Origin of the sequence: Bordetella petrii, assembly GCF_000067205.1 — a bacterium.
Classification (GTDB): Bacteria; Pseudomonadota; Gammaproteobacteria; order Burkholderiales; family Burkholderiaceae_B; genus Bordetella_A; species Bordetella_A petrii.
On the sequence record NC_010170.1, the window covers coordinates 2,776,982 to 2,803,300 of the forward strand.

A 26,319-nucleotide genomic window follows, 5' to 3' on the forward strand; every position below is an offset into this window, starting at 1 on the left:
AGATAACCCGTGCTTGAACGAGGCATACCAGGGTTGCATGGCGGTTCCCCCTAGCCGATCGACATCAGGCTGGCGTTGCCGCCGGCCGCCGCCGTATTGACGCTGACCGAGCGTTCCGCCAGCAACTGCTCCAGCGCATAGGCCGCCCCTGCCGCCAGGGCGTCAGAGGTAAGCCCCTGCACGCCCAGGATCGGGCCTTCGCGGGCGGCGATGCGTTCGTTCCAGGCGCGCAGCGCATCGCCGTCGCCCTCGAACAGCACGCCATGGAACGTGGCGTCGTCCACTTCGGCGTCGGCCAGGAACGACACCTGCCCGCCGGCCGCGGCATGCCAGGCTCGCGCGGCGGGCGTATCCAGGAACAGCGCCGCGTTGCCGGTAGCCTGGGCAGCGGCATATTGGGCCCGCGCTCCGGCCTCGGTGGCCGCCACGCACAGCACCGCGCCGCGCGCCTGCAGGCAGTAGGTGTTCTGCTCGCCGGTCGGGCCGGGCAGCGTCAGCACGCGCGGCAGCGGGCCGGCGCCATCGACGCCCGGCGGCAGGCCCGCCGGCCGCGTGGCCAGCAGGCGGTACATGTACAGCGGCCCGCCCGCCTTGGGGCCGGTGCCGGACAGGCATTCGCCACCGAAGGGCTGCACGCCCACCACCGCGCCGACGATGTTGCGGTTGACGTACATGTTGCCGGCGTGCACGCGCTGCGTGACGCGGCCGATCGTTTCGTCAATGCGGCTGTGCACGCCGAAAGTCAGGCCATAGCCCGTGCCGTTGATCTGCTCCAGCACCTGGTCCAGCGCTTCGCGCGGGTAGCGCAGCACGTGCAGCACCGGCCCGAACACTTCGCGCGTCAGCTCGCTCACGCTGCTGATCTCGATGAGGGTGGGCGGCACGAAGGTGCCGTGACGGCAGCCGCTGCCGAGCTCGACCTGGTCGACGCGGTGCCCCGCCGCGCGCATGGCGTCGATGTGGCGCAGGATGTTGTCGCGCGCCTCGGCATCGATGACCGGCCCCACGTCGGTGGACAGCTGGTCGGGATTGCCCACGCGCAGTTCGCGCATGGCGCCGCGCAGCATGTGCAACACATGGTCGGCGCTGTCTTCTTGCAGGCACAGCACGCGCAACGCCGAACAGCGCTGCCCGGCCGAGTCGTAGGCGGAATTCAGCACGTCGAACACCACCTGCTCGGCCAGCGCCGAGGAGTCGACCACCATGGCGTTCTGCCCGCCCGTCTCGGCGATCAGCGGAATAGTATGGCCGCGGTCGTCCAGCCGGCCGGCCAGGGTGCGGGCGATCAGGCGCGCCACGTCGGTAGAGCCGGTGAACATGACGCCATCGATCGCCGGGCTGGCCACCAGCTGCGCGCCGACCGTCTCGCCGCGGCCCGGCAGCAACTGCACCGCGCCGGCAGGCACGCCGGCCGCGCGCAGCGCCTGCACCGCCTGCGCGGCGATCAGGCAGGTTTGCTCGGCCGGCTTGGCGATTACCGTGTTGCCCGCCACCAGCGCGGCGGCGACCTGACCCGTGAAAATGGCCAGCGGGAAATTCCAGGGGCTGATGCACAGCACCGTGCCCAGCGGCCGGTGCGTGTCGTTGTCGAACTCGCGCTCGGCCTGCTCGGCGTAATAGCGCAGGAAATCGACCGCTTCGCGCACTTCGGCAATGGCGTTGGGCAGCGACTTGCCCGCCTCGCGCACGATCAGGCCCAGCAGCGGCTGCATGCCCTCTTCCAGCAGCTGCGCGGCGCGGCGCAGGCACTGGGCGCGTTCGGCCACCGGCGTGGACTGCCAGATCGGCGCGGCGTTGTCGGCCACCTGCAGGGCGGCATCGACCTCATCGGGCCGGGCCTCGACCACCTGCCCCACCACGTCGCGATGGTCGGCCGGGTTTCGCACGTCCACGGCGCGCCCGGCATCCCAGGCCACGGCATCGTCGCCCAGCATCGGCGCGGCCCGCCAGGGCGTGGCCGCGCTGGCCAGCAAGGCCGCCGCAAGCGACCCCAGCCGATGCTCGTTGGTGAGGTCCAGGCCGGCGGAGTTCAGCCGCGCGCCGCTGCCGGGCGGGCCGTACAGGTCGCGCGGCAAGGGAATTTTCTCGTGCGGAGCGCCCAGCGGCGAAATCCGCGAGGCCACCTCGACCGGATCGGCCACCAGTTCGTCCACCGGGATGCTCTCGTCGCCGATCAGGTTCACAAACGAAGTGTTGGCGCCATTTTCGAGCAGGCGGCGCACCAGGTAGGCCAGCAGCGTCTCGTGGGTGCCCACGGGCGCATAGATGCGGCACGGGCGGTTCAGCTTGTTCTGCGCCACCGGCCCGACCACTTCTTCGTACAGCGGCTCGCCCATGCCGTGCAGGCACTGGAACTCGTATTGGCCGGGATAGTAGTTCTGGCCCGCCAGGTGGTACACGGCCGCCAGGGTGTAGGCGTTGTGCGTGGCGAACTGCGGATACACCGCCTCGGGCGCGCCCAGCAGCTTGCGCGCGCAGGCCAGGTATGCCACGTCGGTGTAGACCTTGCGGGTATAGACCGGGTAGCCCTCCAGCCCGTCGACCTGGGCCTGCTTGATTTCGCTGTCCCAGTAGGCGCCCTTGACCAGGCGCACCATGATGCGATGGCGGGTGCGCCGCGCCAGGTCGATCACGTAATCGATCACGAAGGGCGCGCGCTTCTGGTAGGCTTGCACCACGAAGCCGATGCCGTTCCAGCCGTCCAGCTCGGGCGCCAGGCACAGCGCTTCGAGCAGGTCGAGCGAGATTTCCAGGCGGTCGGCTTCTTCGGCGTCGATGTTCAGACCTATGTCGTAGCTGCGCGCAAGAACGGTCAGCGCCTTGACGCGCGGCAGCAGCTCTTCCATGACGCGCTCGCGCTGTGCGCGCGAGTACGTGGGATGCAGGGCCGACAGCTTGATGGAAATACCTGGGCCTTCGTAGATGCCGCGGCCCGCCGCCGCCTTGCCGATGGCATGGATGGCCTGCTCGTACGATGCGTAATAGCGGTCGGCGTCTTCGCTCGTGGTGGCCGCCTCGCCCAGCATGTCGTACGAATAGCGAAAGCCCTTGGCCTCGAGCTTGCGGTTGTTGGCCAGCGCCTCGGAAATGGTCTGGCCTGACACGAACTGCTCGCCCATCATGCGCATGGCCAGATTGACGCCCCTGCGCACCAGCGGCTCGCCGCCCTTGCCGATCAGGCGCGTCAGCGCCTTGGACAGCGACTGCTCGCTATTGACCGCCACCAGCTTGCCGGTCAGCATCAGGCCCCAGGTGGCCGCATTCACAAACAGCGATTGCGAACCGCCCATGTGCGCGCGCCAGTCGCCGCGCGAGATCTTGTCGCGGATCAGCGCGTCGCGCGTGGCGCGGTCGGGAATGCGCAGCAACGCCTCGGCCAGGCACATCAGCGCGACGCCTTCCTGGCTGGACAGCGAGAATTCCTGGATCAGCCCCTCTACCCCGCCGCCGCCGCGCTTGTCGCGCAGCGCCTGCACCAGGCGCGAGGCCATGGCGTGGATCTTCTCGGTATGGGGCATGCGCGCCTGGCCCAGCAACAACGGCACGCATTCCGGCTCGGGGCGGCGATACGCCGCCGTGATGGCCGCGCGCAGCACCGACTGGGGCTGCACGTCCTGGCCGAACTCGAAGAACGGCGGCGTGGCGGGCTGCGCGCCCGTGTCGGCGTCTTCGAGGTCGGCTTCGTCTTGCGACAGATGGGTGATTTCCGCTGGCAACTGGCCGCGTTCGATCTTGTCGAGGTACGCCAGGAGCGCCTGCTTATGCAGCCAGTGCGGGGTGCAGCTCAGTTTCCGCGCGGCGGCCTTCAGGCGGTCGCGCAAGGTGTCATCCACCTTGACGCCCAGTGTGGTGCTGGCCATGATGAATTCGGTTCCTCAGCTTATGCGGCAATACCCACGGCCCAGCCGGGCCGCGCCTTGCCGATTCCGGTCAAACCCGGATACTAAGGAAGATGCAACCCACTTTGAATTATGGTTAACCTTTAAGGGTTTACCCCTGCAAACACACCCTTATCAGGTGCAACCCCAGAGCTGGATCTGGGGGCCGGCCGGCGTGGCGCGCGCGCCACCCGAGTCGATCGCCGAGGCGATGGTCTGCGCCAACAGCGCCACCGCCTGCTGCTGGGCCTGCACCAGGGCCGGGATGCCCAGGCCATCGGCTGGCATCTGCACCGTGGCGCGGCAAATCAGGGCCCGGGCGCCCTTGAGTTTGATGGGCCGCACGCGCCAGGTGGCGTCCAGCCGCGCCGGCCCGCCCGACACCATGTCGAAGCGCTGCACGTCGACCTGTACGCGCCACACCGGCGTGTCCTCGGCCGGTTGCAGGGCCTGGACATCGAGCGCGCCCAGGGCATGCGTCAGGCCATCGGATAGCGCGGCGCCGATCTCGTCGGACAACGGCGCTGCCCAGCGATGCGAATACAGCGGCGTCAGCGCTCCGTCGCCCTCGGACTTGGCCAGCATGATCTGCGGCTGGTCGGCCTGCAGGGGCACCGACACGGGAGCCACCTCGATCTGGAAGGCGGCCCGCTGCGCGGCGGCCGGCGCCGCCTGAGGAGCCGGTTGCAGCGTGTAGAAGCGCGCCGGCGGCGACATGGCGCAGCCGGCCAGCGCGGCCGCCAGGGCCAGCGCGGACAGTGAAAGCCGGAGGTATCGGGAAAAGGACATGGGTCAGTTCCTGGTAGCGCCGGGCAGCGGATCATCACCGCGACCGCGAATCAGGGCTTCTGGATTGGCCTGCAGGTAATCGGCCAGGGTGCGCAGCGAACGGGCGGCCCGGGCCAGCTCTTGCATGGCGCGCTCGGCATTGGCCGGCAGCGCCGCGTCGTTGGCCAGCAACTGGTTGATGTTGTCGATCGACTTGCGCGCGGCACGCAGGGTTTCGCGCGCTTCGGGCGCCAGCGTCTTGTCCAGGCTGGACATCAGCCTGGAGGTGCTCGACAGGGTCGTGCGCAGATCGCGGCCGATCTGGTCGAACGGGATCTTGTCGATACGGTCGACGATGTTGGTGATCTGCTGCTGCAGTTGTTCCAGGTTGCCCGGGATAGTGGGGATGACGACCGGATCGGTAATGTGGAACTCGACCGGATCGGCCTTGGGGAAATGCGCCAGCACGATGTAGAGCTGGCCGGTCAGCAGGTTGGCGGTACGCAACTGTGCGCGCAGGCCGTGCTTGATCATGGAGGCCAGCAGCTTGCCTTCGGTGTCGTCGCCAGACTCGAGGGCGCGCTCGTGCACCCGGTCGTAGACCGATCCCAGGCGTTCGGGATACAGCGACGCATCGACCATGGCGAAGAAGCGTTTCTTGTTGGAATCGAAGTCGACGGTGATGCGCGTGACTTCACCCAGCGCGATGCCCTGGAAGTCGATCGTGGCGCCCACGCTCAGGCCGCGCACCGACTGGTCGAAACGCATGCGGATAGGCACGGGGTCGCCATCGGGGTTCGCCTTGGCGTCGGTCTCGCTGGCATACAGCTGGAACTCGCTGCCGGCCTCGGCGGCGCCCGAATCGTTGAGGTTGATCGGCGCGAACGCGACCCCGCCCAGCGCGAGCGACACCAGAGACTGGGTATGCAGCTTCAGCCCGTTGCCGTCGACCGACAGGTCGACGCCGCTGGCATTCCAGAAGCGCGCGCCGCGCGTCACGAATTTGTCGTTGGGAGAATCGATGAAGACTTCGACATTGACGGCGTTGCCGCTTTCGTCGAGCTCGTAGCCGATGACCCGGCCGACATTGATGCGGCGAAAGTAAACCGGCGAGCCGATGTCCAGCGACCCCAGGTCATGGGCCTTCAGGACGAAGCGCTTGCCGTCGCGGTCGTGCGTGACGGGCGGCGGCGTTTCCAGGCCCACGAACTCGAACTTGGTGGCGCTGGTCGCGGCCCCTGCCCCATCGACCGCATCCACGCCAATGTAGGCGCCGGAAAGCAGCGTGCCCAGGCCCGACACGCCGCTGATGCCCAGCCGCGGCCGTACCACCCAGAAGTTGGTGCCCTCGGTGGCCAGGCCGGCGGCGTCTTTGACGAGCTCCGCCTGCACGATGACCTTGGAGCGGTCGTCGTTGAAGCGAATGCTGTGCACCGTGCCCACTACCACGTCTTTGTAGCGCACCTGGGTCTTGCCGACCTCGATGCCCTCGGCGGTGTTGAACTGGATGGAGATTTCCGGACCGGTTTGCATCCAGGTGCGAACCACCAGCGACAGGCCGGCCAGCAAGGCCACGATGGGCACCAGCCATATCCAGGAAATGCGCCGCTGCTTCTTGCGGGTGACTTCCGGGGCGTCGACGCCGTTGCTGGAAGGTGGAGGTGTCTGCTCGGCCATATAGAGTGTGGATGTGCGAGGCTATGCCGTATTTTGCCCGGGCGCCGCGGGCATGTCGCCCCCCGCGGGCCGGTCGGCGCCGGCCTCGCCGCGCGGCGCCTGGTCCCAGGCAGTGCGCGGATCGAAGCTCATGGCCGCGAGCATGGTCAGGATGACCACCAGGCCGAACGCACCGGCCGCCGGGCCGGCCGAGATTTCGAACAGGCCCTGGAAATGCGCCAGGGCTGACAACAATATCACGACGAAGACGTCGAGCATCGACCATTGCCCGATGAACTCCACCAGTTCGTACAGCCGGGTGCGCTGGCGCAGGTTGAGCTGGCTGCGCAGCTGCACGGCGATGGCCAGCACCACCAGCGCGAGAATCTTGGTGAGCGGCACCACGATACTGGCCACGAACACGATCAGGGCGATGTCCCATGAGCCCGTATGCCAGAGCTCGACCACGCCGCCCAGGATGGTATGGCCGCTGTCGCCGAAGAACAGCGAATTGATGTTCATGATGGGCAGCACATTGGCGGGCACGTACAACACGGCCGCGGCCAGCAGCAGCGCCCAGGTGCGGGCCAGGCTGTCGGGTTTGCGGTAGTGCAGCACCGCCCGGCAGCGCATGCAGCGCGGCGCCGGTCCGTCGTGGTCATGGGCGGCCAGCGCCTGCACCTGGCCGCAGACATGACAGCCGGCCAATAGCTGGCCCGGTTGCGCGCGCGGCACATGCACCGGCGCCACGCCGCTTTCCTCGGCATAGCGCCATATCGCGTGCGGCGACAGACGGGAAAGCATAGTCAGCAGCACCGTCAGGACCGCAAAGGCATACAGGCCGGGCTCGGGCCCGACCCGGGCCATGCCGGCCAGCTTGACCACGGCCACCACCACTCCCAGCAGGAACACCGGCACCATGCACCATGGCCGCAGCATGCCCAGCAAGCGCATGGCCGGCCGCAAGCCGCGGGGTTCGCGGCCGCGGGTCAACGGCCACAGCACCCACGCCAGCAGGCACAACTGCAACAGCGGCAGGCCGAAGCCGGCCAGGCCGGTCATGGTGGCGGTCATGACGTAGCCCTGCTGCCAGGTCATGGCGACCGCGTCGAGCAGCGAGGCATCGCGGACCAGGCCGCGCACCGACATGGAAACGACCGGATAGCCGTTGGCCACCACGAATACGATCAGCGCGGTCAGCGTGAGCGCCAGCCAGCCCGACACGCTGAGGCCGCTATAGCGCCACAGGATGGTGCCGCAGCGCGAGCAAGTCGCGGTCTCGCCGCGCTGCAGTTCGTGGCGCCTGAAGATGCTGGCGCAGTGTTCGCACGAGATCAGGGGCTCACGGGCCAAAACCGGGCCTTAGTCGACCAGCTCGACTTCCTGCTTGTCTGGCGCGCCAGAACCCGGCGATTTGCCTGCGCCGTCGAAGCTGAGCCGCACCTTGCCGGCCTCGTCGAGATCCACCGTGACCGTGCCGCCGTCGGCCAGCTTGCCGAACAGCAGTTCGTCGGCCAGCGCCCGGCGGATGGTGTCCTGGATGAGCCGCTGCATGGGCCGGGCGCCCATGAGCGGGTCGAAGCCCTCTTTGGCCAGGTGCTCGCGCAACCCGTCGGTGAATACGGCCTCGACACGGCGCTCGTGCAATTGGTCTTCGAGCTGCATCAGGAACTTGTCGACCACGCGCAGGATGATCTCGCGCGACAGCGGCGCGAACGGAATGATGGCGTCGAGCCGGTTGCGGAATTCCGGCGTGAACATGCGCCGGATTTCGGCCATTTCGTCGCCCACCACCCGGCTGTTGGAAAAACCTATGGCCGGCCGGTTGAGGGTTTCCGCGCCCGCGTTGGTGGTCATGATGATGATGACGTTGCGGAAATCGGCCTTGCGCCCGTTGTTGTCGGTGAGCGTGCCGTGGTCCATCACCTGCAGCAGGATGTTGAACACATCGGGATGCGCTTTCTCGATTTCGTCGAGCAGCAGCACGCAATGCGGCTGTTTGGTGATGGCTTCGGTGAGCAGGCCGCCCTGGTCGAAGCCCACGTACCCCGGCGGCGCGCCGATAAGGCGCGACACGGCATGGCGTTCCATGTATTCGGACATGTCGAAACGCAGCAGCTCGACGCCCATGATGAAAGCCAGCTGGCGCGCCACTTCGGTCTTGCCCACGCCAGTGGGCCCCGAGAACAGGAACGAGCCGATCGGACGATCGGGCTTGCCCAGGCCGGAGCGCGCCATCTTGATGGCGGCTGACAAGGCTTCGATGGCGGTATCCTGGCCGAACACCACGGTCTTGAGGTCGCGGTCGAGCGTGGCCAGCTTGCTGCGGTCGTCGTTGGACACCGACTGCGGCGGGATGCGCGCGATTTTCGAGACGATGTTCTCGATGTCGATCTTGCCGATAAGCTTTTTCTGGCGCGAGCGCGGCAGCAGGCGCTGCGCGGCGCCCGCTTCGTCGATGACGTCGATGGCCTTGTCGGGCAGGTGGCGATCGTTGATATAGCGCGCCGACAGTTCGGCCGCTGCGCTGAGCGCGGCAGCCGAATAGCGCACGTTGTGGTGTTCTTCGAAGCGGCTCTTCAGGCCGCGCAGAATCTGCACCGTCTGCTCGACGCTGGGTTCGGAGACATCGATTTTCTGGAAGCGGCGCGACAGCGCGTGGTCTTTTTCGAAGACCCCGCGGAACTCGGTGTAGGTGGTGGCGCCGATGCACTTGAGCTGCCCGGACGACAGCGCCGGCTTGAGCAGGTTGGATGCATCGAGCGTGCCGCCCGAGGCCGAGCCCGCGCCGATGAGGGTATGGATTTCGTCGATGAACAGGATGGCGTCGGGATTGCCGCGGATCTGCTTGAGCACGCCCTTCAGGCGCTGTTCGAAATCGCCCCGGTACTTGGTGCCCGCCAGCAGCGCGCCCATGTCGAGCGCGTAGACGTGCGCGCCCTGCAGGATTTCGGGCACTTCGCCGCGCGTGATGCGCCAGGCCAGGCCTTCGGCGATGGCGGTCTTGCCCACGCCGGCCTCGCCCACCAGCAGCGGGTTGTTCTTGCGGCGCCGGCACAGCACCTGGATGACGCGCTCGACTTCATGCTCGCGGCCGATGAGCGGATCGATGCGGCCGGCCAGGGCCGCCGCGTTCAGGTCGTTGGCGTACTGGTCGAGCGGCGACTGGCGCGACTCGGACGGTTCTTCGAGGCCAGGCTGCTCTTTGGGGGCCGCCGCGGATTCTTCCTGCGGCTGCTTGGTGATGCCGTGCGACAGGAAATTGACCACGTCCAGGCGCGTGACGCCCTGCTGCTGCAGGTAGTACACCGCGTGCGAGTCTTTTTCGCCGAAAATGGCCACCAGCACGTTCGCGCCGGTAACCGGCTTCTTGCCGGTGCCGCCCGCCGAAACGTGCATGATGGCGCGCTGGATCACCCGCTGGAAACCCAGGGTGGGCTGGGTGTCGACCTCGGCCCCCGTGGGAATGACCGGCGTGTTCTCGGACACGAACTGACGCAGATTACGGCGCAAGTCATCCAGATTGGCAGCGCAGGCGCGCAGGACTTCCACCGCCGACGCGTTGTCGAGCAGCGACAGGAGCAGATGCTCGACGGTAATGAATTCATGGCGAGCCGAACGGGCCTCGACAAAAGCCATATGCAGGCTGACTTCAAGCTCTTGGGAAATCACGCTTCCTCCGTAACGCATCGAAGCGGTCGAAATACACGATTCATATTCTAAGCTGATCAGGGCGTAACGCCAGCGATTTCAAAAACCACACGGTCGTAACGGCCTTGTTCATCCATGGCGGTCAGGGTATAGCGGCCATTGTGCACCATCGACAGTGTCAGCGGCGCCGGCGCCGGGCCGCGCTCGCGCACGCGCCCGTCGAGCATCCACCACACCTGGCCGCGCGCGCCCTGCACGTTTACATCCAGTACTACCTCTTGCCGACCCGGCACCGGCCGCAACACCGATCCGTCGGCGACCCCCTGCACGCGCAGCGGGCCGCTGGCTGCGTCAGCATAGCCGGCGAAGCTGGGCGGCACCGTGTCGTCCAGCGCCCAGGCCGCGCGCGGCTGGGCGCACGACCCGGCCTGCGCGCTGCCCTGCCGCCAGCCGCCCGGCCAGCAGGTGACCACGGGCCGCACGCTGGCCGGCCGCGGCGCGCGAAGCGCGGCGCCGGCAGGCAGCACCGCGGCGATGTCGCGCAGCAACGGCGCAGCCACATTGGCGCCAAAAAAACCCGGATTAGGCGTGCCGTCGGGCCGCCCCACCCACACGCCGATGGTCCAGGCGTCGGTAACACCCACCGCCCAGGCATCGCGAAAGCCGAAACTGGTGCCGGTTTTCCAGGCCAGTTGTCGGCCGGCCTGCAGCAGGGGCCGGTCGGGGTGGCCGCCGCCTTCGAGAATATCGCGCACGATCCAGGCCGCCCCAGGGCTCATCATACGGGACTCGACCCGTGGCTGTCCCGGCGCCAGGCGCGGCCGCCCGGCCAGCCCCCCGCGCGCCAGCGCCCGATAGGCGCCGACCAGTTCTTCTAATGTGGTGCCGGCCCCGCCCAAAATCAAGCTCAGGTTGGGCACGGCGCCGTCCGGCATGCGCAGGCGCACGCCGCCGGCCAGCAGCATCGAGGCAAAGCGCGACGGCCCGACGCGGTCAAGCAGGTCGACCGCGGGCACGTTCAGCGAGCGCTGCAGCGCCTGCGCCACGCTTACCGGACCCGAGAACGCCGCCTGGAAGTTCCCCGGGGCATAGCCGCCGAACGACAGCGGCGCGTCCAGCAGCAGGCTTTCGGAATGCACCAGCCCCTCGTCCAGCGCCTGCGCGTACAGGAACGGCTTCAAGGTCGAACCCGGGGAGCGCACCCCGCGCACCATATCCACGTGCGAGTAGCGGCTGTCGTCCGAGAAATCGGCCGAGCCCGCATAGGCCTTGACGGCCAGCGTATCGTTGTCCATGACCAGCACGGCCATCGATACCTTCGGCGGCAAGGCATCGACCCGGTCGAGCAGCATGCGCTCGGCGGTGGCCTGGATGTTGGCGTCGAGCGTCGACGCCACGATGGCCGGCCGCCGGCCGGCGCTTTGCTGGCCGGCCAGCAGGCGCCGGGCCGCCAGCGGGGCCAGCCAGTGCGCCCGCAACGGCGGCGCCACCACGGTCTCGATCTTGGCGTCGGCCACGGCGGCGGCGCCCCAGCCGCGCGCCGTCATGCGGTCGAGCACCTTGTCGCGTGCTGCCTGGGCCGCCCGGGGGTGGCGGTCGGGACGCAGGCGCGACGGAGCCTGCGGCAAGGCGGTCAGCAAGGCTGCCTCGGCCGGGCTGAGATCGCGGGCGGACTTGCCCAGCCACAGGCGCGCGCCCATTTCCACGCCCTCGACAATGCCGCCCATGGGCGCGTGCGTCAGGTACATGGCCAGGATCTCGTCCTTGCCATAGTGCCATTCGAGCTGCAGCGCGCGGGCGATCTGGCGCAGCTTGGCGGCCAGCGACCGCGAGGGCTGGGCAGCCAGTCGCGTATCGACCAGGCGGGCCACCTGCATCGTCAGGGTCGAGCCGCCCGATACGATGCGCCCGTGCGCCAGCCATTGCCAGCCCGCGCGCGCCAACGCCACCGGATTCACCCCCGGATGCCAGTAGAACCAGCGGTCTTCGTAGCCCAGCAGGGTTTGCAGGTAAGCAGGCGCCACCTCGCCGGGCGCAACCGGATAGCGCCACATGCCGTCGCGGCTGGGATAGGCGCGCAGCGGCGTGCCGTCGGCCGCCACCACCACCGCCGCCCCGCCGCCGTCGATGGCGGGCAAGGGAAACAGGCGGTCGAGCGCGAGCAGCGCCGCCGCCCCCATGGCCAGCAGGCTGCCCAGCAACGCCAGCCGCCGGCGCGCGCGGCCGCCCTTTCTTATTGCGGCGCGGCGCCGCGGTCGCGGATCTCGATGGGGCTCCATCGTTCGCCTACGCCTCGCAATTCGGGCCGGTACATGTCTTCAGCCACGCTGGACGGCACGGCATAACGCCCCGGCGTGACGACCCGCGCCATGTAGAACACCTCGACAGTATTGCGGTCGAGGGCCACGGCAGCCACGTAGCGGTCGTCGCGGAATTCGCGGTGCTTGATGGCCGGGTTGGCCAGCGCGTCAGCCACCCGCGTCCCGCCGATTTGCCAATCTTGCATGTCGGGGCTTTGCGACAGGTTCAGGTTTTCGACTTCCAGGCCGGCCGGCACGCGATCGACCACCAGCGCGTCGGGCAATACCTGGTTGGCCGACACGCGCAGCTTCACCACCAGCAGGTCGCCCGTATGCAGCACGCCACCGTCCCAGGGCCGGCCGTCTGGCGTGTACCAGCTGCGCTGCAGGCGGATAGCGTCGCTGCGCGGCGCGGGCGGTTCCTGCCGGGTGGCCTGCAGGTCGAGCTCGACGAACAGCGGCTGCGTGCCGGTATTCGTGAGCTGCAGGGCAGCCACGTCGGCGCCGCGCAAGGCCACGCTGCGATCGGCGGCGCCGGTCAGCTCCTGGCGCCCGGCGGCGGTAGCCAGCGATGCCGCCCAGGGTTGGCCCGCGTCGCCGCCTGCCGCGCCGGCGGCCAGCACCAGCGCCATCTGCTCCTGGGTCGACAGGTAGGAACGCCCCTGCAGGCGGCTGTCGAGCTGCGCCAGCCAGGTTTCACGGCCCTGCTCAGCCAATTGGTATTTCGCCGCCAGCGCGTAGGCCAGCGCGTAATCGCGCACCGCGCTGCCGTAATCGCCCAGCCATTCGTCCCAGTAGCCGCTGCCCCCATGGCGCTGATAGCCATAGCCGCGCGCCTGCGCCAGCTCGACAGCCTGCTCCATGCGCGCCGCATCGCCCATGAGCTGGAATGCCGCGGCCAGCTGGATCAAGGGCAACGGCGACAAGGCGCGTTCCTGGTAGCGGTCGAACAACTGGCGCACCGTCGACAGCGGGGCCTGGCGATCGCGCGCGAGCACCAGCGCCGCGGCCGCAAAACCGGCAAAGCGGCGGTGATCGTTGCGCAGCGTGGTGGCGTAGTCGCTGTCGACGCGTCCGCTTTGCAGTTGGCGGCGCAGCCTGTCGGGCCAGGTGCCGAAGCTGCCGGCGCTTTGCTGCACTTGCTCCAGCAACCACCGCTTCGGGCGCTCCAGCGCGTCGTCGGGCACCGCGAACTGGCGGTCGCGCGCGTCCTGCATGAAGCCGGTGGCATACGCCGTCAGCCAGACGTCGCGCGCCGAGGCATCGCCCCACAGCGAATACGCGCCCGACGCGTTACGCATGCCGGCCAGGCGGCCCAGCGCCCCGGCGACCTTCTCGGCGCGGGCTTCGCGGCTGCGCACTGGCAGGCCGAAGCGCTGCGCGTCGGCATCGTCGATCAGCACCCAGGGCAAGGTGGCGCTGATGGTCTGCTCGGTGCATCCATACGGATAGCTGAGCAAGCGCTGTACCAGGCGCCCCACGTTGATGGGCGGCCGGTTCGACAGGCTGAGGCTCGCACTGACCGAATCGGGGTAATAGCCCGCCACCAGCGCCGCGCCGGGCGCGAAGCTGGCGCCCGGCGCCAGCCGCACGCGCCGCAGCTGGTTTTCGGGGGCATGGGCCGGCTGCACCTGCAGCACCGATTCGCGCACGATGTGCACCGGCTTGGCGCCGCCCTTGCCGTCGATCTGCAGCCGCAGCTGCCCCAACCCGTATGAGCCGGTCGCCGTGGCCACGAAACGCAAGGTAGTGCGCTGGCGGTCCTGCAGCGTGACCGTGCGCGTGCCATCGGCAATGGCCAGCGGATCGAGCGCGCGCAGGTCCACCGTGACCCGCTGCGTGGCGCCGCTGAGGTTGGTGACATCCAGCGCCACGGCGGCCTGGTCGCCCGGCGTGATGAAGCGCGGCGTGCTGAGTTCGGCCACGATGGGCGCGGCCACGACCATCTCGGCATCGGCGCTGCCGTATTTTTCGTCGCTGAAAGCCACCGCCATCAGGCGTAGCGTGCCGTTGAAGTCGGGCAGGTCAAGCGGGATGTCGGCCTGGCCCTGCGCATCGAGCGCCACCGGCCCCGAGAACAGGTCGACCAGCTTGACCTTGCGCGGCAGGCTGCGGCTGTCGCCGCGCAGCGCCGCGTCGCCGCCCCATTTCAGCCGGCCGCGGGTGCCGTCCATTTTTTCGATCAGTTTGCCGTACATGTCGCGCAGTTCGGCGGCATAGCGGTGCTTGCCGAAGAAGAAATCGAGCGGATCCGGCGTCGCGTACTGGTTGATGTTCAGGATGCCGACATCGACCGCCGACAGGGTGACCATGGCCTGCCCGCCCTGCGCGCCGTCGACCTTGACGCGGACGGTGGCGCGCTTTTCGGGCTCGACTTTGGCCGGGGCTTCGAGCGCCACGCCCAGCTTGCGCTCGGCGCTGCCGATGGGCAGGAATGCCAACCCCAGCGCACGGGCCGGCGTGACCCGGTCGCCGGCGCTGCCGGGGCGGAACACCACGGCCGACACGTACAGGTCGTGCCGCTTCCAGGCCGGGTCGACGGGAATCTCAAGAGGCGTGCCGGAAGCTTGCACCGGCACCCAGCGCGACCACAGCATGCGGTCGCCCTCGACCGTGACCAGTGCCTGCCCGTCGTGCGGCGGCGTAATGGTCAGCCTGACGGTATCCCCCGGCCGGGCGGGCACGCCTTCGAGCTTCATCTGCACCCGGTCGGGCCGGTTGCCCACGGCCTCGGCGTCTTGCGCGCCCCACCCTGCGTAGAAGCGGTAGCGCGCCACCTGGCCGGTCTGGGGGTCGGCGATCTCGAGCCGGTAGCGACCCCAGCCAACCGGCAGCGACAACGTCGTGCGATCGGGCAGCGCAATAACGCGCGATTCCACCAGTTCGTCGGTATCGGTGTAGCCGCTGTTCCAGCCGCGCTGATCGTCGTAACGCCAGTAATAGCGGCGGTTTTCACGGTACAGGCGCAATTGCGCCTCGGGCAGCGCCGCCACCTTGCCGGCGGTGTCTACGCGCACCACTTCAAAGCCGGCCGGCGCGCCTTCGCGGGTGACGTCGTCGTCAAACAGCGGGCGCACGGCAATCAGCTTGTCGGCCGGCCAGACGCTGCGCTCGATCGAGCGCACCACGGGCCGCCCGCCTGACTCCAGCAGGCTGGCGGACAACCGCACCCGCAGAGGCGAATTGGCCGCGCCCGCGCCTTGCGGGTCGACCGAAAGTTGCCCCGCGCCCTGGTCGTCGAGCTTGCCTTCGGGCAGTTCTTCGTAATGCCGCAGGGCGTCGTCATTGACGTCGCCGAACACGAAGCCCGGCCATTGCCGGGCCAGCGCGTAGCGGTCGCGCTTGACCTGGAAACTGGCCAGCAGGCGGTTGCCGGCAGCCGGCGCGCCGTACAGGTAATCGCCCTGCACATCGATCTGCCACGGCTCGCCCGGGGCCAGGACGGCCTGGGCGGACTCCAGCCGCAGTTTCATGCGCTCGGGCAGGAACTCCTCGACCTGGAACCACCACGAGGCGTCCGGCGTGCGAGCGGCCGGGTCGACCCGCAGCTCAAGCAACCATTTGCCGGTCTGGGCATCGACGGGCAGGCTGATCGCATGCTCGACATAGCCGGGCGTTTCTTCCGCGGACTGCCATAGTTCGCTGCGCACCAGCCGGCCATCGGGCCGCTTCAAGGTGGCGGTCAGCGGCGCGCGCGGCAACGGGCGGCCATCCGGATCGCGCGGCAATACCGACACCTGGAACGTTTCGCCGGGCCGGTACAGGTTGCGGCCCGCATAGACAAACAAATTGTTGTTGCGGGCGGGATGGCCGCCAATGTCGTATTCGGACAGGTCCAGCGCCGGTTCGCCCAGGGCCAGCACGGTCATTTCGGCGCCGCGCACGGCGCGCACCAGGCGCGCGCGGGCCGGATCGCCGTCAAAGCGCACGTGGCCGTCCTGGTCGGCATGGGCCCGCGCCAGCACTTTGCCGGCGCCGTCCACCAGTTCGACCTCGGCATCGGCCACTGGCTGGCCGCTCTTGAGCGACACGGCATAGGCCTCGATGCGGTCGGCGTAGCGGCGCGTGTGCAGGCCGATGTCGCTCACATAAAAATAGGTGACCTGGTATTCGTAGCGAAAGCGCCCCGGCTCGCTCATGACCGCCACGTAGATGCCGGGTTGCCGCAATTCGGCCAGGGTTTCTACCGGCAGGAACGTCACATGCCGCCGGTTGGGATGGTCGTCGGTAAGAAAGCGGCCCTGGTAGACGCTGGTGGTCAGGCGATGCAGCCGGTCGAGGTCCCAGTTACTGACCGAACCCTTCAGGCTGCGGTTGTCGGAATAGCGCCATTCGTCGTCATCGTCGTCGCCGGCATTGCCCAGGCCCAGCACGTCGTCGAAGAATTCGGCCATATGCTCGGGCGCCACGCGCAGGAACTGCACGTCCACCTCGGGCACATTGACCGTGGTGACGGGCAGGCCGCCGTTCTGCCCGGCCGGCAGCACCACGCCACGGCTGGCAAAGTAGAACGAAGGCGGCATGGCCGGCGTCTGCACGCTGCATTGCAGATCGGCGCCCAGTGTGGCGCCCGCCTGGGCGCCGGGCAGGGCCGCGCGCAGGCGCACGGCATAGCTGCGCTGCGGTTGCACATAAGGGAAATAGACCATGCGCGGGTTGTCGCCCACCACCCAGGCGCCCTGTACCGGTCGCCCCTGGGCTGCCGCAGCGCCGGCAGCCACCACCGACGCCTTGCTGGCCGCGGCGGCGTCCTGCCCGTCTTCGGACGCCTTGACCGCGCCAGTGTCGACGACGTTCAGGAAAGAATCGAGGCCGGCCTTTCGGTCTACCGGCTGAGTGAACGTGACCGCCAGGGCCAGTGTGTCGTTGTATTCGCGGGCCTGGCAATCCAGCACCGCGAACGGATCGGCCTGGCCGACCGTGGCGGCGGCGGGCTGGGCCGAAGCCGGCCGCTGCGGCCGGGATTGCGTCGTGTGATCAGACTGAGCCGATGGCTGGACGGCCGCGGCAGCCGTGTCAGGTGCAGATGGCGCCCCTCCCCGTCCAGCCCACCACCCCAGGCCCACGGCGATCGCCACCACCACCGCCAATATCGCGACAGCGCCCCCTCTTTGACTCATCACATGCCCCTGTACAGCGTGTACGAGCGCCGCGCGCCCTGGATAACCGCCGCCACGCGGCGGATACTAGACTGCTTGTTATACGGGTTCCATGACGCATTGCAACGGATGCTGGCGCGCGCGCGCATACTGGGCAACCTGCGCGATCCGCGTGGCGGCCACATCGCGCGGGTAAACGCCACAGGTGCCACGGCCTTCATGATGGACCTGCAGCATGATGCGGGTGGCATCTTCCTGGTTCTTGCCAAAGAACTTCTGCAGGACCTTCACTACGAATTCCATCGGCGTGTAATCGTCATTGAGCAGCACCACCTGGTACATGGGAGGCGGGGCGGTACGGGCCGGCGCCTTTTCCACAGCCACGTCATGCTGGGTATCCAAGGTCGAACTCATAGGGCGGGATTCTATTGAAACAAGGAACGGCAACGCCGGGACTTACGTAAAATTACACGCAGAAATGCGTAGTTTCCACACTTGACGCCGGAAAGAAAAGCAGAGCATTATCCACGCATTCGGGGGTCCTTGGCTGCATGGAGGCCCACCCGGAAGCCGGAAGGCAAGCAAGCCCAGGCCCAATGCCTTCTGTCAAACATACGATTCAATGAGGCAGTCCGCATGTCTGATACGACCGCAACCGCCGTCCAAGGGGACAATCCCAAATCGACGGGTACCGTCAAATGGTTCAACGATGCGAAGGGATTCGGCTTCATCACGCCCGATGACGGCGGTGAAGATCTGTTCGCGCATTTTTCATCCATCCAGATGAACGGCTTCAAAACCCTGAAAGAAGGCCAGAAAGTGGCGTTCGAAATCATCCAGGGTCCTAAAGGCAAACAGGCATTGAACATCACGTCGGCCTGACGCCCAGTATCTGTACAGCGCCGCCCGCAAGCCGGCCCATCCGGCATCGGGCGGCGTTATTGCCCGGGCGGGGCGCAATGCCCCGCCCTGTTATTTTCCGCCGTTTCCCCATTTCATGTCGACCCATCGCCCGCCGTCCTTCCCGCGCCTTTTCATTCACGCGGCCGTCGCCGTCGCCGCGCTGCTGGGGCTGCCCGCCGGCGCCACGGCCCAGCAGTCGCTCACCATTCCCCAGCGCGGCCTGCCAGTTGCCGAGCTGACCGCCGGCATTCATATCATCCGGGCCGAAGTGGCCAGCACCGAAGACACGCGACGCATCGGCCTGATGCAGCGCCAAAGCCTGCCCGACAACAACGGCATGCTGTTCGTGTTCGAAATGCCGGACCTGCAGTGCTTCTGGATGCGCAACACGCTTCTGCCCCTGTCGATCGCCTTCATTGCCGACGACGGCGCCATCGTGAACATCGCCGACATGGCGCCGCAGACCGACGACGCCCATTGCTCGGCCCGGCCGGTGCGCTACGCCCTGGAAATGGCGCAGGGCTGGTTCGCCACGCATGGCATCAAGGAAGGCAACCGCATCGACGGGCTGCCCTGAGCCTGGGTCAAAGCCCCAGCCCGCGCGGACAGACCTGCGAAGCAATGAAAAAGAGCCGGAAGTTCCGGCTCTTTTCGTTACGCGCGCCGCAAGGTCAGACGCGTTCGAGCACCACCGCGATGCCCTGGCCCACGCCGATGCACATGGTGCACAAGGCGTAGCGGCCGCCAGTGCGATGCAGCTGGTTGATGGCCGTGGTGGCCAGGCGGGCGCCGCTGGCGCCCAGCGGGTGCCCCAGGGCAATCGCGCCGCCATTGGGATTGACGCGCGCGTCGTCGTCGGCAATGCCGAGGTCGCGCAACACCGCCAGGCCCTGCGCGGCAAACGCCTCGTTCAGTTCAATGACGTCGATCTGGTCGAGCTTCAGTCCGGTAAGTTCGAGCACCTTGCGGGTAGCCGGAGCCGGACCCATGCCCATGATGCGCGGCGCCACGCCGGCCGTGGCCATGCCCACCACGCGCGCGCGCGGTGTCAGGCCGTGGCGGGCGGCGGCGCGCTCGTCGGCCAGCAGCAGCGCCGCGGCCCCGTCGTTCACGCCCGAGGCATTGCCGGCCGTCACCGAACCGCCTTCGCGCACCACGCCCTTCAGGCGGCCCAGCGCTTCCAGGCTGGTTTCGCGCGGATGCTCGTCCTTGGCCACCACGATCGGGTCGCCCTTTTTCTGCGGGATGGACACGGGCGTGATTTCGGCATCGAAGAAGCCTTCGCGCTGGGCGCGAGCGGTTTTTTCCTGGCTGGCCAACGCGAACTTGTCCTGGTCGGCGCGGCTGATGTTGAAGTCGTCGGCCACGTTCTCGGCGGTTTCGGGCATCGAGTCGACGCCGTACTGGGCCTTCATGAGCTTGTTGACAAAGCGCCAGCCGATAGTGGTGTCATAAATGGCGGCATTGCGCGAGAACGCGGTGTCGGCCTTGCCCATGACAAAGGGAGCGCGGCTCATGCTTTCGACGCCGCCAGCCAGCATCAGGCCTGCTTCGCCCGCGCGGATCGCGCGCGCCGCAGTGCCAATGGCATCGAGCCCCGATCCGCACAAGCGGTTCAGCGTGGCGCCCGGCACTTCGATGGGCAGCCCCGCCAGCAGCGACGCCATGCGGGCCACGTTGCGGTTGTCTTCGCCGGCCTGGTTGGCGCAACCCAGGATCACGTCGGCCAGTTCGTCCCAGTGCACACCGGCGTTGCGCGCCATCAGCGCCTTGATCGGCACGGCGGCCAGGTCGTCGGCGCGCACGGGCGCCAGGGCGCCGCCGTAGCGGCCGAAAGGTGTACGGATGGCATCGCAGATGTAAGCATGCACGGTCATGGATCGAAAACCCGAAGTAGTGTGACAAGGAAAAAAGCGGATTTTTCGATGTTACGCCAGCCACACGGTGGCCGGCGCAGCCCTGCCCCGACACGTCCACAAGACGGACAGTGTCTACGTGTTGGACATCTTGGTGGGGATACCCAGGGCGCTACGACGGATCGCCGCGCGCGGCCCGCCCTGCCTCGACCTGCGCCTGGCGGCGGTAGCGGCCCGCCGCGAAGTGGTAGAACGGCTGCGGGCAGAACTGGCGCGCCACCACCGATGCCGACAGGGCTCCCACCAGCAGCCAGAACAGCATGGGCTGGCTGCCGGTCATTTCCATCACGATCACGCTGGCGGTCAGCGGCGATTGTGTGGCCGCGGCCAGGAAGGCCGCCATGGAAATCAGCACCAGGACGCGGCGGTCGACCTCGCCGCCGGTCAATTCCCACAAATGCTGGCCAATGCCGGCCCCGGTGGTAAGGGCGGGCGTGAAAATCCCGCCCGGGATGCCCGCCCAGTACGACACGACCGTGGCGGCCAGCTTCGCCAGCCCGAACGCGGCCGGGCCTTCGGCCTCGCCCGACAGCAGGCCGCCGGCCACTGCATAGCCGGTGCCGTATACCGTGTGCTGGCTGAGAGCGCCCAGCACGGCCAGTGCCAGGCCCATGGCCGCCGCCGTGCAAACCGGATGCTGGCGGATCCAGCCGCGCCACGAAGCCGGCGCGACGCCCGCCGCGCCCTTGCTCAGCAGGCGGCTGAACACGCCGCCCAGCACGCCGTTGACGAGGCCGCACAGCAGCACCCACATGGCCATGTATTCGGGCAGCGCCTGCCCGCCGAATGTGCCGAAATATGGGTTGTTACCCGCCAGCGCGACCACCAGGAAACCCGCCGCCAGCACGCCGATCAGCACCAGGCGCTGCCACCGCAGCACCGTCCCGCGCCCCAGCTCCTCGATGGCAAAAATAACCCCCGCGAGCGGGGCATTGAAGGCGGCGGCCAACCCGCCGGCCGCGCCCGCGGCAATCAGTTCGTTGGCATGGAACCCGCGCAGCGGCACGCCCCGGCGCTGCCAGAAGCGTCCCCAGGCCAGCATGACCGCGGCGCCAACCTGCACCGAGGGGCCTTCGCGGCCGGCCGAGGCGCCTGCCGCCAGGCCCAGGAACGTCAGCGGGATCTTCCACACCGTCTGGCCGGGCGACACCAGGCTGGTCTGGGCCGGCCCGGGCGGCAGGCTCAACGAGCCTATTACCTGTGGAATGCCGCTGCCGGCGGCCTTGGGAGCCAGTCGCAAAGTCAGCCAGCGCAATATGGCGAACGCAGCGGGAATCAACACCAATGCCAGCCAGCCGTAGCGCGAGACCCAAGCGTGGTTCCATTCCAGCGCCAGGTCGGCCAGGCGGGCGAAACCCAGTGACACCAGGGCCACCAGGGCGGCGCCGCCCAGCAGCAACGCCAGTTGCAGGCTTTTGCGCGACAGGCGCCCCATTTGCCGTGCCTTGCGGTGGGAAAGCAGGCGCAGGCGGGTCGTCAGGCGGCGTATCAGTTGCATGGTCGGCGGGGCAGCGTGAAGAGAATGCGAACAATAGCGCGGTGGGCCCGCTACCTTACCATCGGATCGCCTTGGCCGGCCGCATCGGCGCGCACCCGCGCGCCGCAAAATGGAAACGCCCGGCCGAAGCCGGGCGTTTGCGTGGGCGGCGGACCGCTCAGGCGAAGTTCTTGGCCGCGAAGTCCCAGTTGACCAGCGCCCAGAAGTTTTCCAGGTACTTGGGGCGGGCGTTGCGGTAGTCGATGTAGTAGGCGTGTTCCCAGACATCACAGGTCAGCAGCGGCTTGTCGGCCGTGGTGAGCGGCGTGGCGGCATTGCTGGTGTTGACGATGTCGAGCGAACCATCGGCTTTCTTGACCAGCCAGGTCCAGCCCGAGCCGAAATTACCGGCGGCGGACTTGTTGAAGGCTTCTTTGAAGGCGTCGAAGCTGCCCCACTTGGCGTTGATGGCGTCGGCCAGTTTGCCGGACGGCGCGCCGCCCGCGTTGGGAGCCAGGCTGTTCCAGTAGAACGTGTGGTTCCAGATCTGGGCCGCGTTGTTGAACACGCCGCCGGACGACTTCTTGACGATGTCTTCGAGCGAGGCGTTTTCGAATTCGGTGCCGGGAATCAGATTATTCAGATTCGTGACGTAGGTCTGGTGGTGCTTGCCATAGTGAAACTCGAGCGTTTCCTTGGAGATGTGCGGAGCCAGAGCGTCCAGCGCGTAAGGCAGGGGGGGAAGAGTATGTGCCATGTGGGTTCCTTCTTTGTTGAGTGCACGATCAAGCGCGACCATTGTATCGGCTCTTGGAGCGGGCACGCCCGCTTAACCCTGTTTTGGCGCGGGGTTAACTGGAGCGCGGGTCCAGCACCTGCACCCGCGCGCCGCCCTGCGCGAAGGTCGCGTCCAGCTCCTGGGCGCGCGCCAGCGACGAGCCGTCGCGCACGATGCGGCCCTGCGCGTCGCGCACGATCGCGTAGCCGCGCGCCAGGGTGTGCTGGGGATCGAGCGCGCGCAGGTGCGCCGCCACCGCCTCGGCCCTGGCCTTGCGGACGGCCAGTTGGCGAGCCTGCGCCTGCCCCAGCCGGCGCGCCAGCGCGGCCAGCCGCTCAGAGGCGCGTCCGAGGTCGGGCGTGGCATGCGCCAGACGCTGCGCCAACAGGCCGATGCGCGCGTTGCGGCGGCCCTGCGGGCCGTTCCAGGCCCCGGCCAGACGGTGGCGCAAGGTGTTCAGCCGTTCGGCCTGGTGCGCCAGCCGGCGGGCGGGCGACACCAATTGCGCCGCCGCCCTGTCCAGCCGCTGGGCGGCCAATTCCAGCCGGCGCTGCTGTGCGCGCGCCAGGCGGCGGGCCGCCTGCTCCACCTGCCCCAGCAGGTCGGCGCGCGGCACACAGGCCAGCTCGGCCGCAGCGGTGGGCGTGGGGGCGCGCACGTCGGCCACAAAGTCCACAATGGTGAAGTCGGTCTCGTGCCCGACGCCACTGATCACCGGAATGGCGCTGGCAGCCACCAGCCGCGCCAGGGATTCGTCGTTGAAGCTCCACAAGTCTTCGATGCTGCCTCCGCCTCGCACCAGCAGAAGCGTATCGACTTCCTGGCGCGCATTGGCCACCTGCAGCTGAACGGCCAACCGGGCCGCGGCATCGGCGCCCTGCACCGGCGCCGGATACACCAACACCGGCACCTGGGGCGCGCGGCGCGCCAGCGCCGACAGCACGTCGCGCAGCGCGGCCGCGTGCAGCGAGGTAATGACCCCAATGGCGCGCGGCAAGGCCACGGGAGTGCGCTTGACGGCCGGATCGAACAGGCCCTCTTCGGCCAGTTGCGCCTTCAGCCGCAGAAATGCCTCGTACAGGTTGCCCAGGCCGGCGCGCCGCATGGCTTCGGCCTGCAATTGGTAGTCGCCGCGGGGCTCGTACAGCGACACGCGGGCGCGCACTTCTACCTGGTCGCCAGCGCGGGGGACAAAGCCCACGGCCGCCGCGCGGCCGCGGAACATCACCGCGCGCACCGCAGCCCGGCTGTCTTTCAAGGTGAAGTACCAGTGGCCCGACGCGGCCTGGGTGAAGTTGGAAATCTCGCCGCGAACCCACAATGACGGGATGTTGCGCTCCAACAATTGGCCCACTGCTTGGTTTAGCTGGGCAACCGTCATGATATCCCGCGTAAATACGTCGTTTCTTACGGGAAATTCAACTGTCATAAGGCTTTCCGAAGAGATAACTGTCCACAGGGCTTGCCCGGCGGGCACAGATGATATCGCAGGCCATTCCTTGGCGGCCGGCCCCCTGCAACGCCAATAAATTAGTAGCAACTTATTGTTTTCTATGGGAAAAATAGCTCAGGCCAACCTGGCACACCACCGCCGACCCAGTCCAAAACCAGCATTCATCCGCATTTCAGGGAAGTTCTGCACAGAATTATCCACAAAAACTGTGGATAGATTGGTCCTACGGCGGCGGCCTTGCCACCAGGCCCTTCCGCCCGTTACAGTTCGCCCTTGAATCGGGCTGCGCCGCCGGGCGCGGCCACCCCGGGAGCTCCGCCTTGCTGTCCATTTTTCGCGAAGCCGGTTGGCCGATCTGGCCGCTGCTTGCCACGTCCATATTGGGCCTGGCCCTGATCGTCGAACGCCTGCTGTCGCTCAGGCGCGGCCTGATCCTGCCGCGCGGGCTGCCCGAGCAAGTGCTGGAAATGCAGCGCAACGGCCAGGACACCCCGCAAGCGCTGGCCAGGCTCGAGCGCAATTCGCCCCTGGGCCGCGTGCTGGCCGAAGTGCTGCGCCAGCGGCACCAGCCGCACGATCTGCAGCGCGCAGCAATCGAAGACGTTGGCCGCGCGGTCGCCCACGACCTGAACCGCTACATCCCGGCCCTGGGCACGGTGGCGGTCATCGCTCCGCTGATGGGGCTGTTCGGCACCGTGGTGGGCATGATCGAAATCTTCGGCTCGTACACGCCTTCGGGGGGCGATCCGGCCCAACTGGCGCGCGGGATCTCCATCGCGCTCTATAACACCGCCTTCGGCATCCTCATTGCCATTCCCGCCATGATCGCGCACCGTTACCTGCGCGGCCGGGTCGACGGCCTGCTCAACGCCATGGAGCAGATCGCTGCCAGGGTGGCGCGGGCCAGCGCGCCGGATGCCCAGCCCGGGAACCAGCCATGAACTTCCGCGGCGGGCGCGGCGGGCGCGGCGAAGGCGACGAACTCGAGATCAACCTGATCCCGCTGATCGACGTGCTGCTGGTCATCCTGATTTTCCTGGCCGCCACGACCTCGTTCGCACGCTTCACCCAGTTGAAGGTCACCCTGCCCGAGGCCGCCATCGAACAGGAAACCCCGCCCGCCATCGAAGTAGCGATCAGCCGCGACGGCCGCTACGCTGTCAATGGCACGCTGGTCGACGCCGCCGGACCCGCCGACATGGCGCAGGCCCTGACGCTGGCCGCCGCCGGCAAGCCGCAGCCGCTGCTGCTGATCAACGCCGATGCGCAGGCCTCCCACCAGTCGGTAGTCAATGTCATGGAAGCGGCCCGCCTGGCAGGCATTGGGCGCGTCAATTTCGCCGCCCAGAACGCCCGGTGAAGCCCTCTTCTTCTCGCGCCTCCTTTGCGCAACGCCACTGGCAGCACGACGGCTGGCTGGCCACGCTGCTGCGCCCCCTGTCCGCCCTGACCGCCTGGCACGTCGCGCGCCGCCGCGCCCAGTACCAAACCGGCCGCCGCCCCGTATACCGCGCCCCCGTGCCGGTCATGGTCATCGGCAACATCTACGTCGGCGGCACCGGCAAGACGCCGGTGGTCATCGCCACCGTGCAGGCGCTGCGCGAACGCGGCTGGACACCCGGAGTGATCAGCCGCGGCTACGGCGCGCGCATCGGGCCGCAGCCGCGCGTCGGCCAGGGCCGGGAGCTGACCCCTGCCAGCCATGGCGACGAGCCGGCCCTCATCGCCCACGCGACGGGCGCGCCGGTCGCGGTGCATCCGCGCCGCGCCCTGGCGGCTCAGGCGCTGCTGAGCCAGTACCCTCAGGTGGACGTGATCGTCTCCGACGACGGACTGCAGCACCTGGCCATCGCGCGCGACATCGAAATCGCCGTGCAGGACGATCGGGGCATCGGCAACGGCCGCCTGCTGCCGGCCGGCCCCCTGCGCGAACCGGCCGCGCGCCTGGATACCGTCGACGCAATAATTACTAATCGCGCGCCGCAATCGTCCGCCACGCCCACGGCCGCCTCCGGCCAGGGGCCGCGGCGCGCCGACATGCGGCTCGAGCCGGAAGCGGCCCGGCACCTGCAAAGCGGCGCCCGCCGGCCGCTGGCCGATTTCGCCGATGCCCGGGCATTTCCAGCCGTGGCCGCCGCCGCCGGCATCGGCAACCCCGAACGCTATTTCGCCACCCTGCGCGCCGCGGGCCTGCACCCCGAACCCTGCCTGGCGCTGCCCGACCACTACGATTACCGGCGTTCGCCGTTCGAGGCCATCGTCGCCGACGCGATCCTGGTCACCTCGAAAGACGCCATCAAGTGCCGCGGGCTGGATGACCCGCGCCTGTGGGAAGTTCCGGTACAGGCTCGGCTTTCCGACCCCGGCCTGTTCGACTGGCTGGAGGCGCGCCTGCGCCAGGCGGCCGCCGCCATCGCGCGCTGAAGCTCGCTGCGCCGGC

General features: G+C 68.2%; 17 protein-coding genes. 5 read left to right on the forward strand and 12 right to left on the reverse strand.

Annotated elements, in window-relative coordinates; genetic code table 11:
• Nucleotides 1-50 precede the first annotated feature (50 nt).
• The 8 genes from putA to clpS form a co-directional block, all read right to left on the reverse strand.
• Nucleotides 51-3,860: a trifunctional transcriptional regulator/proline dehydrogenase/L-glutamate gamma-semialdehyde dehydrogenase gene (gene putA / locus BPET_RS13425; RefSeq protein ID WP_012249564.1), complete on the reverse strand. Its 3,810-nt coding sequence runs from the start codon at nucleotides 3,858-3,860 to the stop codon at nucleotides 51-53.
• 153 nt (nucleotides 3,861-4,013) lie between these two features.
• The gene (locus BPET_RS13430) at nucleotides 4,014-4,667 is read right to left on the reverse strand and encodes a PqiC family protein (protein ID WP_012249565.1); all 654 of its coding nucleotides are present in this window, start codon (nucleotides 4,665-4,667) and stop codon (nucleotides 4,014-4,016) included.
• A gap of 3 nt (nucleotides 4,668-4,670) precedes the next feature.
• Entirely contained in the window at nucleotides 4,671-6,323 is a 1,653-nt protein-coding gene (locus tag BPET_RS13435; protein ID WP_012249566.1) for a PqiB family protein, read from the reverse strand.
• A 21-nt stretch (nucleotides 6,324-6,344) separates the two neighbouring features.
• On the reverse strand, nucleotides 6,345-7,655 hold the full coding sequence (locus tag BPET_RS13440) for a paraquat-inducible protein A (protein WP_012249567.1): 1,311 nt from the start codon (nucleotides 7,653-7,655) through the stop codon (nucleotides 6,345-6,347).
• A gap of 9 nt (nucleotides 7,656-7,664) precedes the next feature.
• A complete protein-coding gene (gene clpA / locus BPET_RS13445) occupies nucleotides 7,665-9,992 on the reverse strand; it encodes an ATP-dependent Clp protease ATP-binding subunit ClpA (protein ID WP_012249568.1) in 2,328 nt (775 codons plus the stop codon).
• Between the two features lie 38 nt (nucleotides 9,993-10,030).
• Nucleotides 10,031-12,133 carry a penicillin-binding protein 1C gene (gene pbpC / locus BPET_RS13450; RefSeq protein ID WP_041863946.1) on the reverse strand — a complete coding sequence of 701 codons (2,103 nt, stop codon included), beginning with the start codon at nucleotides 12,131-12,133 and terminating at the stop codon, nucleotides 10,031-10,033.
• A 53-nt stretch (nucleotides 12,134-12,186) separates the two neighbouring features.
• Nucleotides 12,187-17,373, reverse strand: coding sequence for an alpha-2-macroglobulin family protein (locus tag BPET_RS13455; protein ID WP_012249570.1), 5,187 nt, complete (start codon nucleotides 17,371-17,373; stop codon nucleotides 12,187-12,189).
• A gap of 78 nt (nucleotides 17,374-17,451) precedes the next feature.
• Nucleotides 17,452-17,766, reverse strand: coding sequence for an ATP-dependent Clp protease adapter ClpS (clpS, locus tag BPET_RS13460; RefSeq protein ID WP_012249571.1), 315 nt, complete (start codon nucleotides 17,764-17,766; stop codon nucleotides 17,452-17,454).
• A gap of 222 nt (nucleotides 17,767-17,988) precedes the next feature.
• Here clpS and BPET_RS13465 point away from each other — a divergent pair, with 222 nt between their 5' ends.
• Both BPET_RS13465 and BPET_RS13470 read left to right on the forward strand, forming a co-directional pair.
• Nucleotides 17,989-18,234 (forward strand): cold-shock protein, encoded by a 246-nt coding sequence (locus BPET_RS13465; protein ID WP_012249572.1) that lies wholly within the window; start codon nucleotides 17,989-17,991, stop codon nucleotides 18,232-18,234.
• A gap of 115 nt (nucleotides 18,235-18,349) precedes the next feature.
• A complete protein-coding gene (locus BPET_RS13470; protein WP_012249573.1) occupies nucleotides 18,350-18,832 on the forward strand; it encodes a DUF192 domain-containing protein in 483 nt (160 codons plus the stop codon).
• A gap of 94 nt (nucleotides 18,833-18,926) precedes the next feature.
• Here the strand turns inward: BPET_RS13470 and pcaF are convergent, their stop codons facing one another.
• The 4 genes from pcaF to xseA all read right to left on the reverse strand — a co-directional run bounded on the left by pcaF (nucleotide 18,927) and on the right by xseA (nucleotide 23,855).
• A complete protein-coding gene (pcaF, locus tag BPET_RS13475) occupies nucleotides 18,927-20,132 on the reverse strand; it encodes a 3-oxoadipyl-CoA thiolase (RefSeq protein ID WP_012249574.1) in 1,206 nt (401 codons plus the stop codon).
• A gap of 151 nt (nucleotides 20,133-20,283) precedes the next feature.
• A complete protein-coding gene (locus BPET_RS13480) occupies nucleotides 20,284-21,669 on the reverse strand; it encodes a chloride channel protein (protein ID WP_041862893.1) in 1,386 nt (461 codons plus the stop codon).
• A gap of 157 nt (nucleotides 21,670-21,826) precedes the next feature.
• Nucleotides 21,827-22,405 (reverse strand): superoxide dismutase [Fe], encoded by a 579-nt coding sequence (gene sodB, locus BPET_RS13485; protein WP_012249576.1) that lies wholly within the window; start codon nucleotides 22,403-22,405, stop codon nucleotides 21,827-21,829.
• Between the two features lie 94 nt (nucleotides 22,406-22,499).
• Entirely contained in the window at nucleotides 22,500-23,855 is a 1,356-nt protein-coding gene (gene xseA / locus BPET_RS13490; protein ID WP_041862894.1) for an exodeoxyribonuclease VII large subunit, read from the reverse strand.
• Nucleotides 23,856-24,199: 344 nt separating this feature from the next.
• Here xseA and BPET_RS13495 point away from each other — a divergent pair, with 344 nt between their 5' ends.
• From BPET_RS13495 to lpxK, 3 genes are read left to right on the forward strand one after another with little or no spacing between them, the layout of a single operon-like run.
• Entirely contained in the window at nucleotides 24,200-24,820 is a 621-nt protein-coding gene (locus BPET_RS13495; protein WP_012249578.1) for a MotA/TolQ/ExbB proton channel family protein, read from the forward strand.
• Nucleotides 24,817-25,239, forward strand: coding sequence for an ExbD/TolR family protein (locus tag BPET_RS13500; protein ID WP_041862895.1), 423 nt, complete (start codon nucleotides 24,817-24,819; stop codon nucleotides 25,237-25,239). The genes BPET_RS13495 and BPET_RS13500 overlap by 4 nt, the downstream gene beginning before the upstream one ends.
• Nucleotides 25,236-26,303 (forward strand): tetraacyldisaccharide 4'-kinase, encoded by a 1,068-nt coding sequence (gene lpxK / locus BPET_RS13505; RefSeq protein ID WP_012249579.1) that lies wholly within the window; start codon nucleotides 25,236-25,238, stop codon nucleotides 26,301-26,303. The genes BPET_RS13500 and lpxK overlap by 4 nt, the downstream gene beginning before the upstream one ends.
• Nucleotides 26,304-26,319 lie beyond the last annotated feature (16 nt).

Coding starts and splice junctions, on each gene's coding strand:
- BPET_RS13465 (WP_012249572.1), top strand. CDS start 17,989: ATGTCTGATACGACCGCAACCGCCGTCCAAGGGGACAATCCCAAATCG.
- pbpC (WP_041863946.1), bottom strand. CDS start 12,133: ATGGGGGCGGCGGCGCTGCTCGCGCTCGACCGCCTGTTTCCCTTGCCC.
- BPET_RS13435 (WP_012249566.1), bottom strand. CDS start 6,323: ATGGCCGAGCAGACACCTCCACCTTCCAGCAACGGCGTCGACGCCCCG.
- BPET_RS13500 (WP_041862895.1), top strand. CDS start 24,817: ATGAACTTCCGCGGCGGGCGCGGCGGGCGCGGCGAAGGCGACGAACTC.
- BPET_RS13470 (WP_012249573.1), top strand. CDS start 18,350: ATGTCGACCCATCGCCCGCCGTCCTTCCCGCGCCTTTTCATTCACGCG.
- BPET_RS13480 (WP_041862893.1), bottom strand. CDS start 21,669: ATGCAACTGATACGCCGCCTGACGACCCGCCTGCGCCTGCTTTCCCAC.
- clpA (WP_012249568.1), bottom strand. CDS start 9,992: ATGCGTTACGGAGGAAGCGTGATTTCCCAAGAGCTTGAAGTCAGCCTG.
- xseA (WP_041862894.1), bottom strand. CDS start 23,855: ATGACAGTTGAATTTCCCGTAAGAAACGACGTATTTACGCGGGATATC.
- clpS (WP_012249571.1), bottom strand. CDS start 17,766: ATGAGTTCGACCTTGGATACCCAGCATGACGTGGCTGTGGAAAAGGCG.
- putA (WP_012249564.1), bottom strand. CDS start 3,860: ATGGCCAGCACCACACTGGGCGTCAAGGTGGATGACACCTTGCGCGAC.
- sodB (WP_012249576.1), bottom strand. CDS start 22,405: ATGGCACATACTCTTCCCCCCCTGCCTTACGCGCTGGACGCTCTGGCT.
- BPET_RS13455 (WP_012249570.1), bottom strand. CDS start 17,373: ATGAGTCAAAGAGGGGGCGCTGTCGCGATATTGGCGGTGGTGGTGGCG.
- pcaF (WP_012249574.1), bottom strand. CDS start 20,132: ATGACCGTGCATGCTTACATCTGCGATGCCATCCGTACACCTTTCGGC.
- BPET_RS13430 (WP_012249565.1), bottom strand. CDS start 4,667: ATGTCCTTTTCCCGATACCTCCGGCTTTCACTGTCCGCGCTGGCCCTG.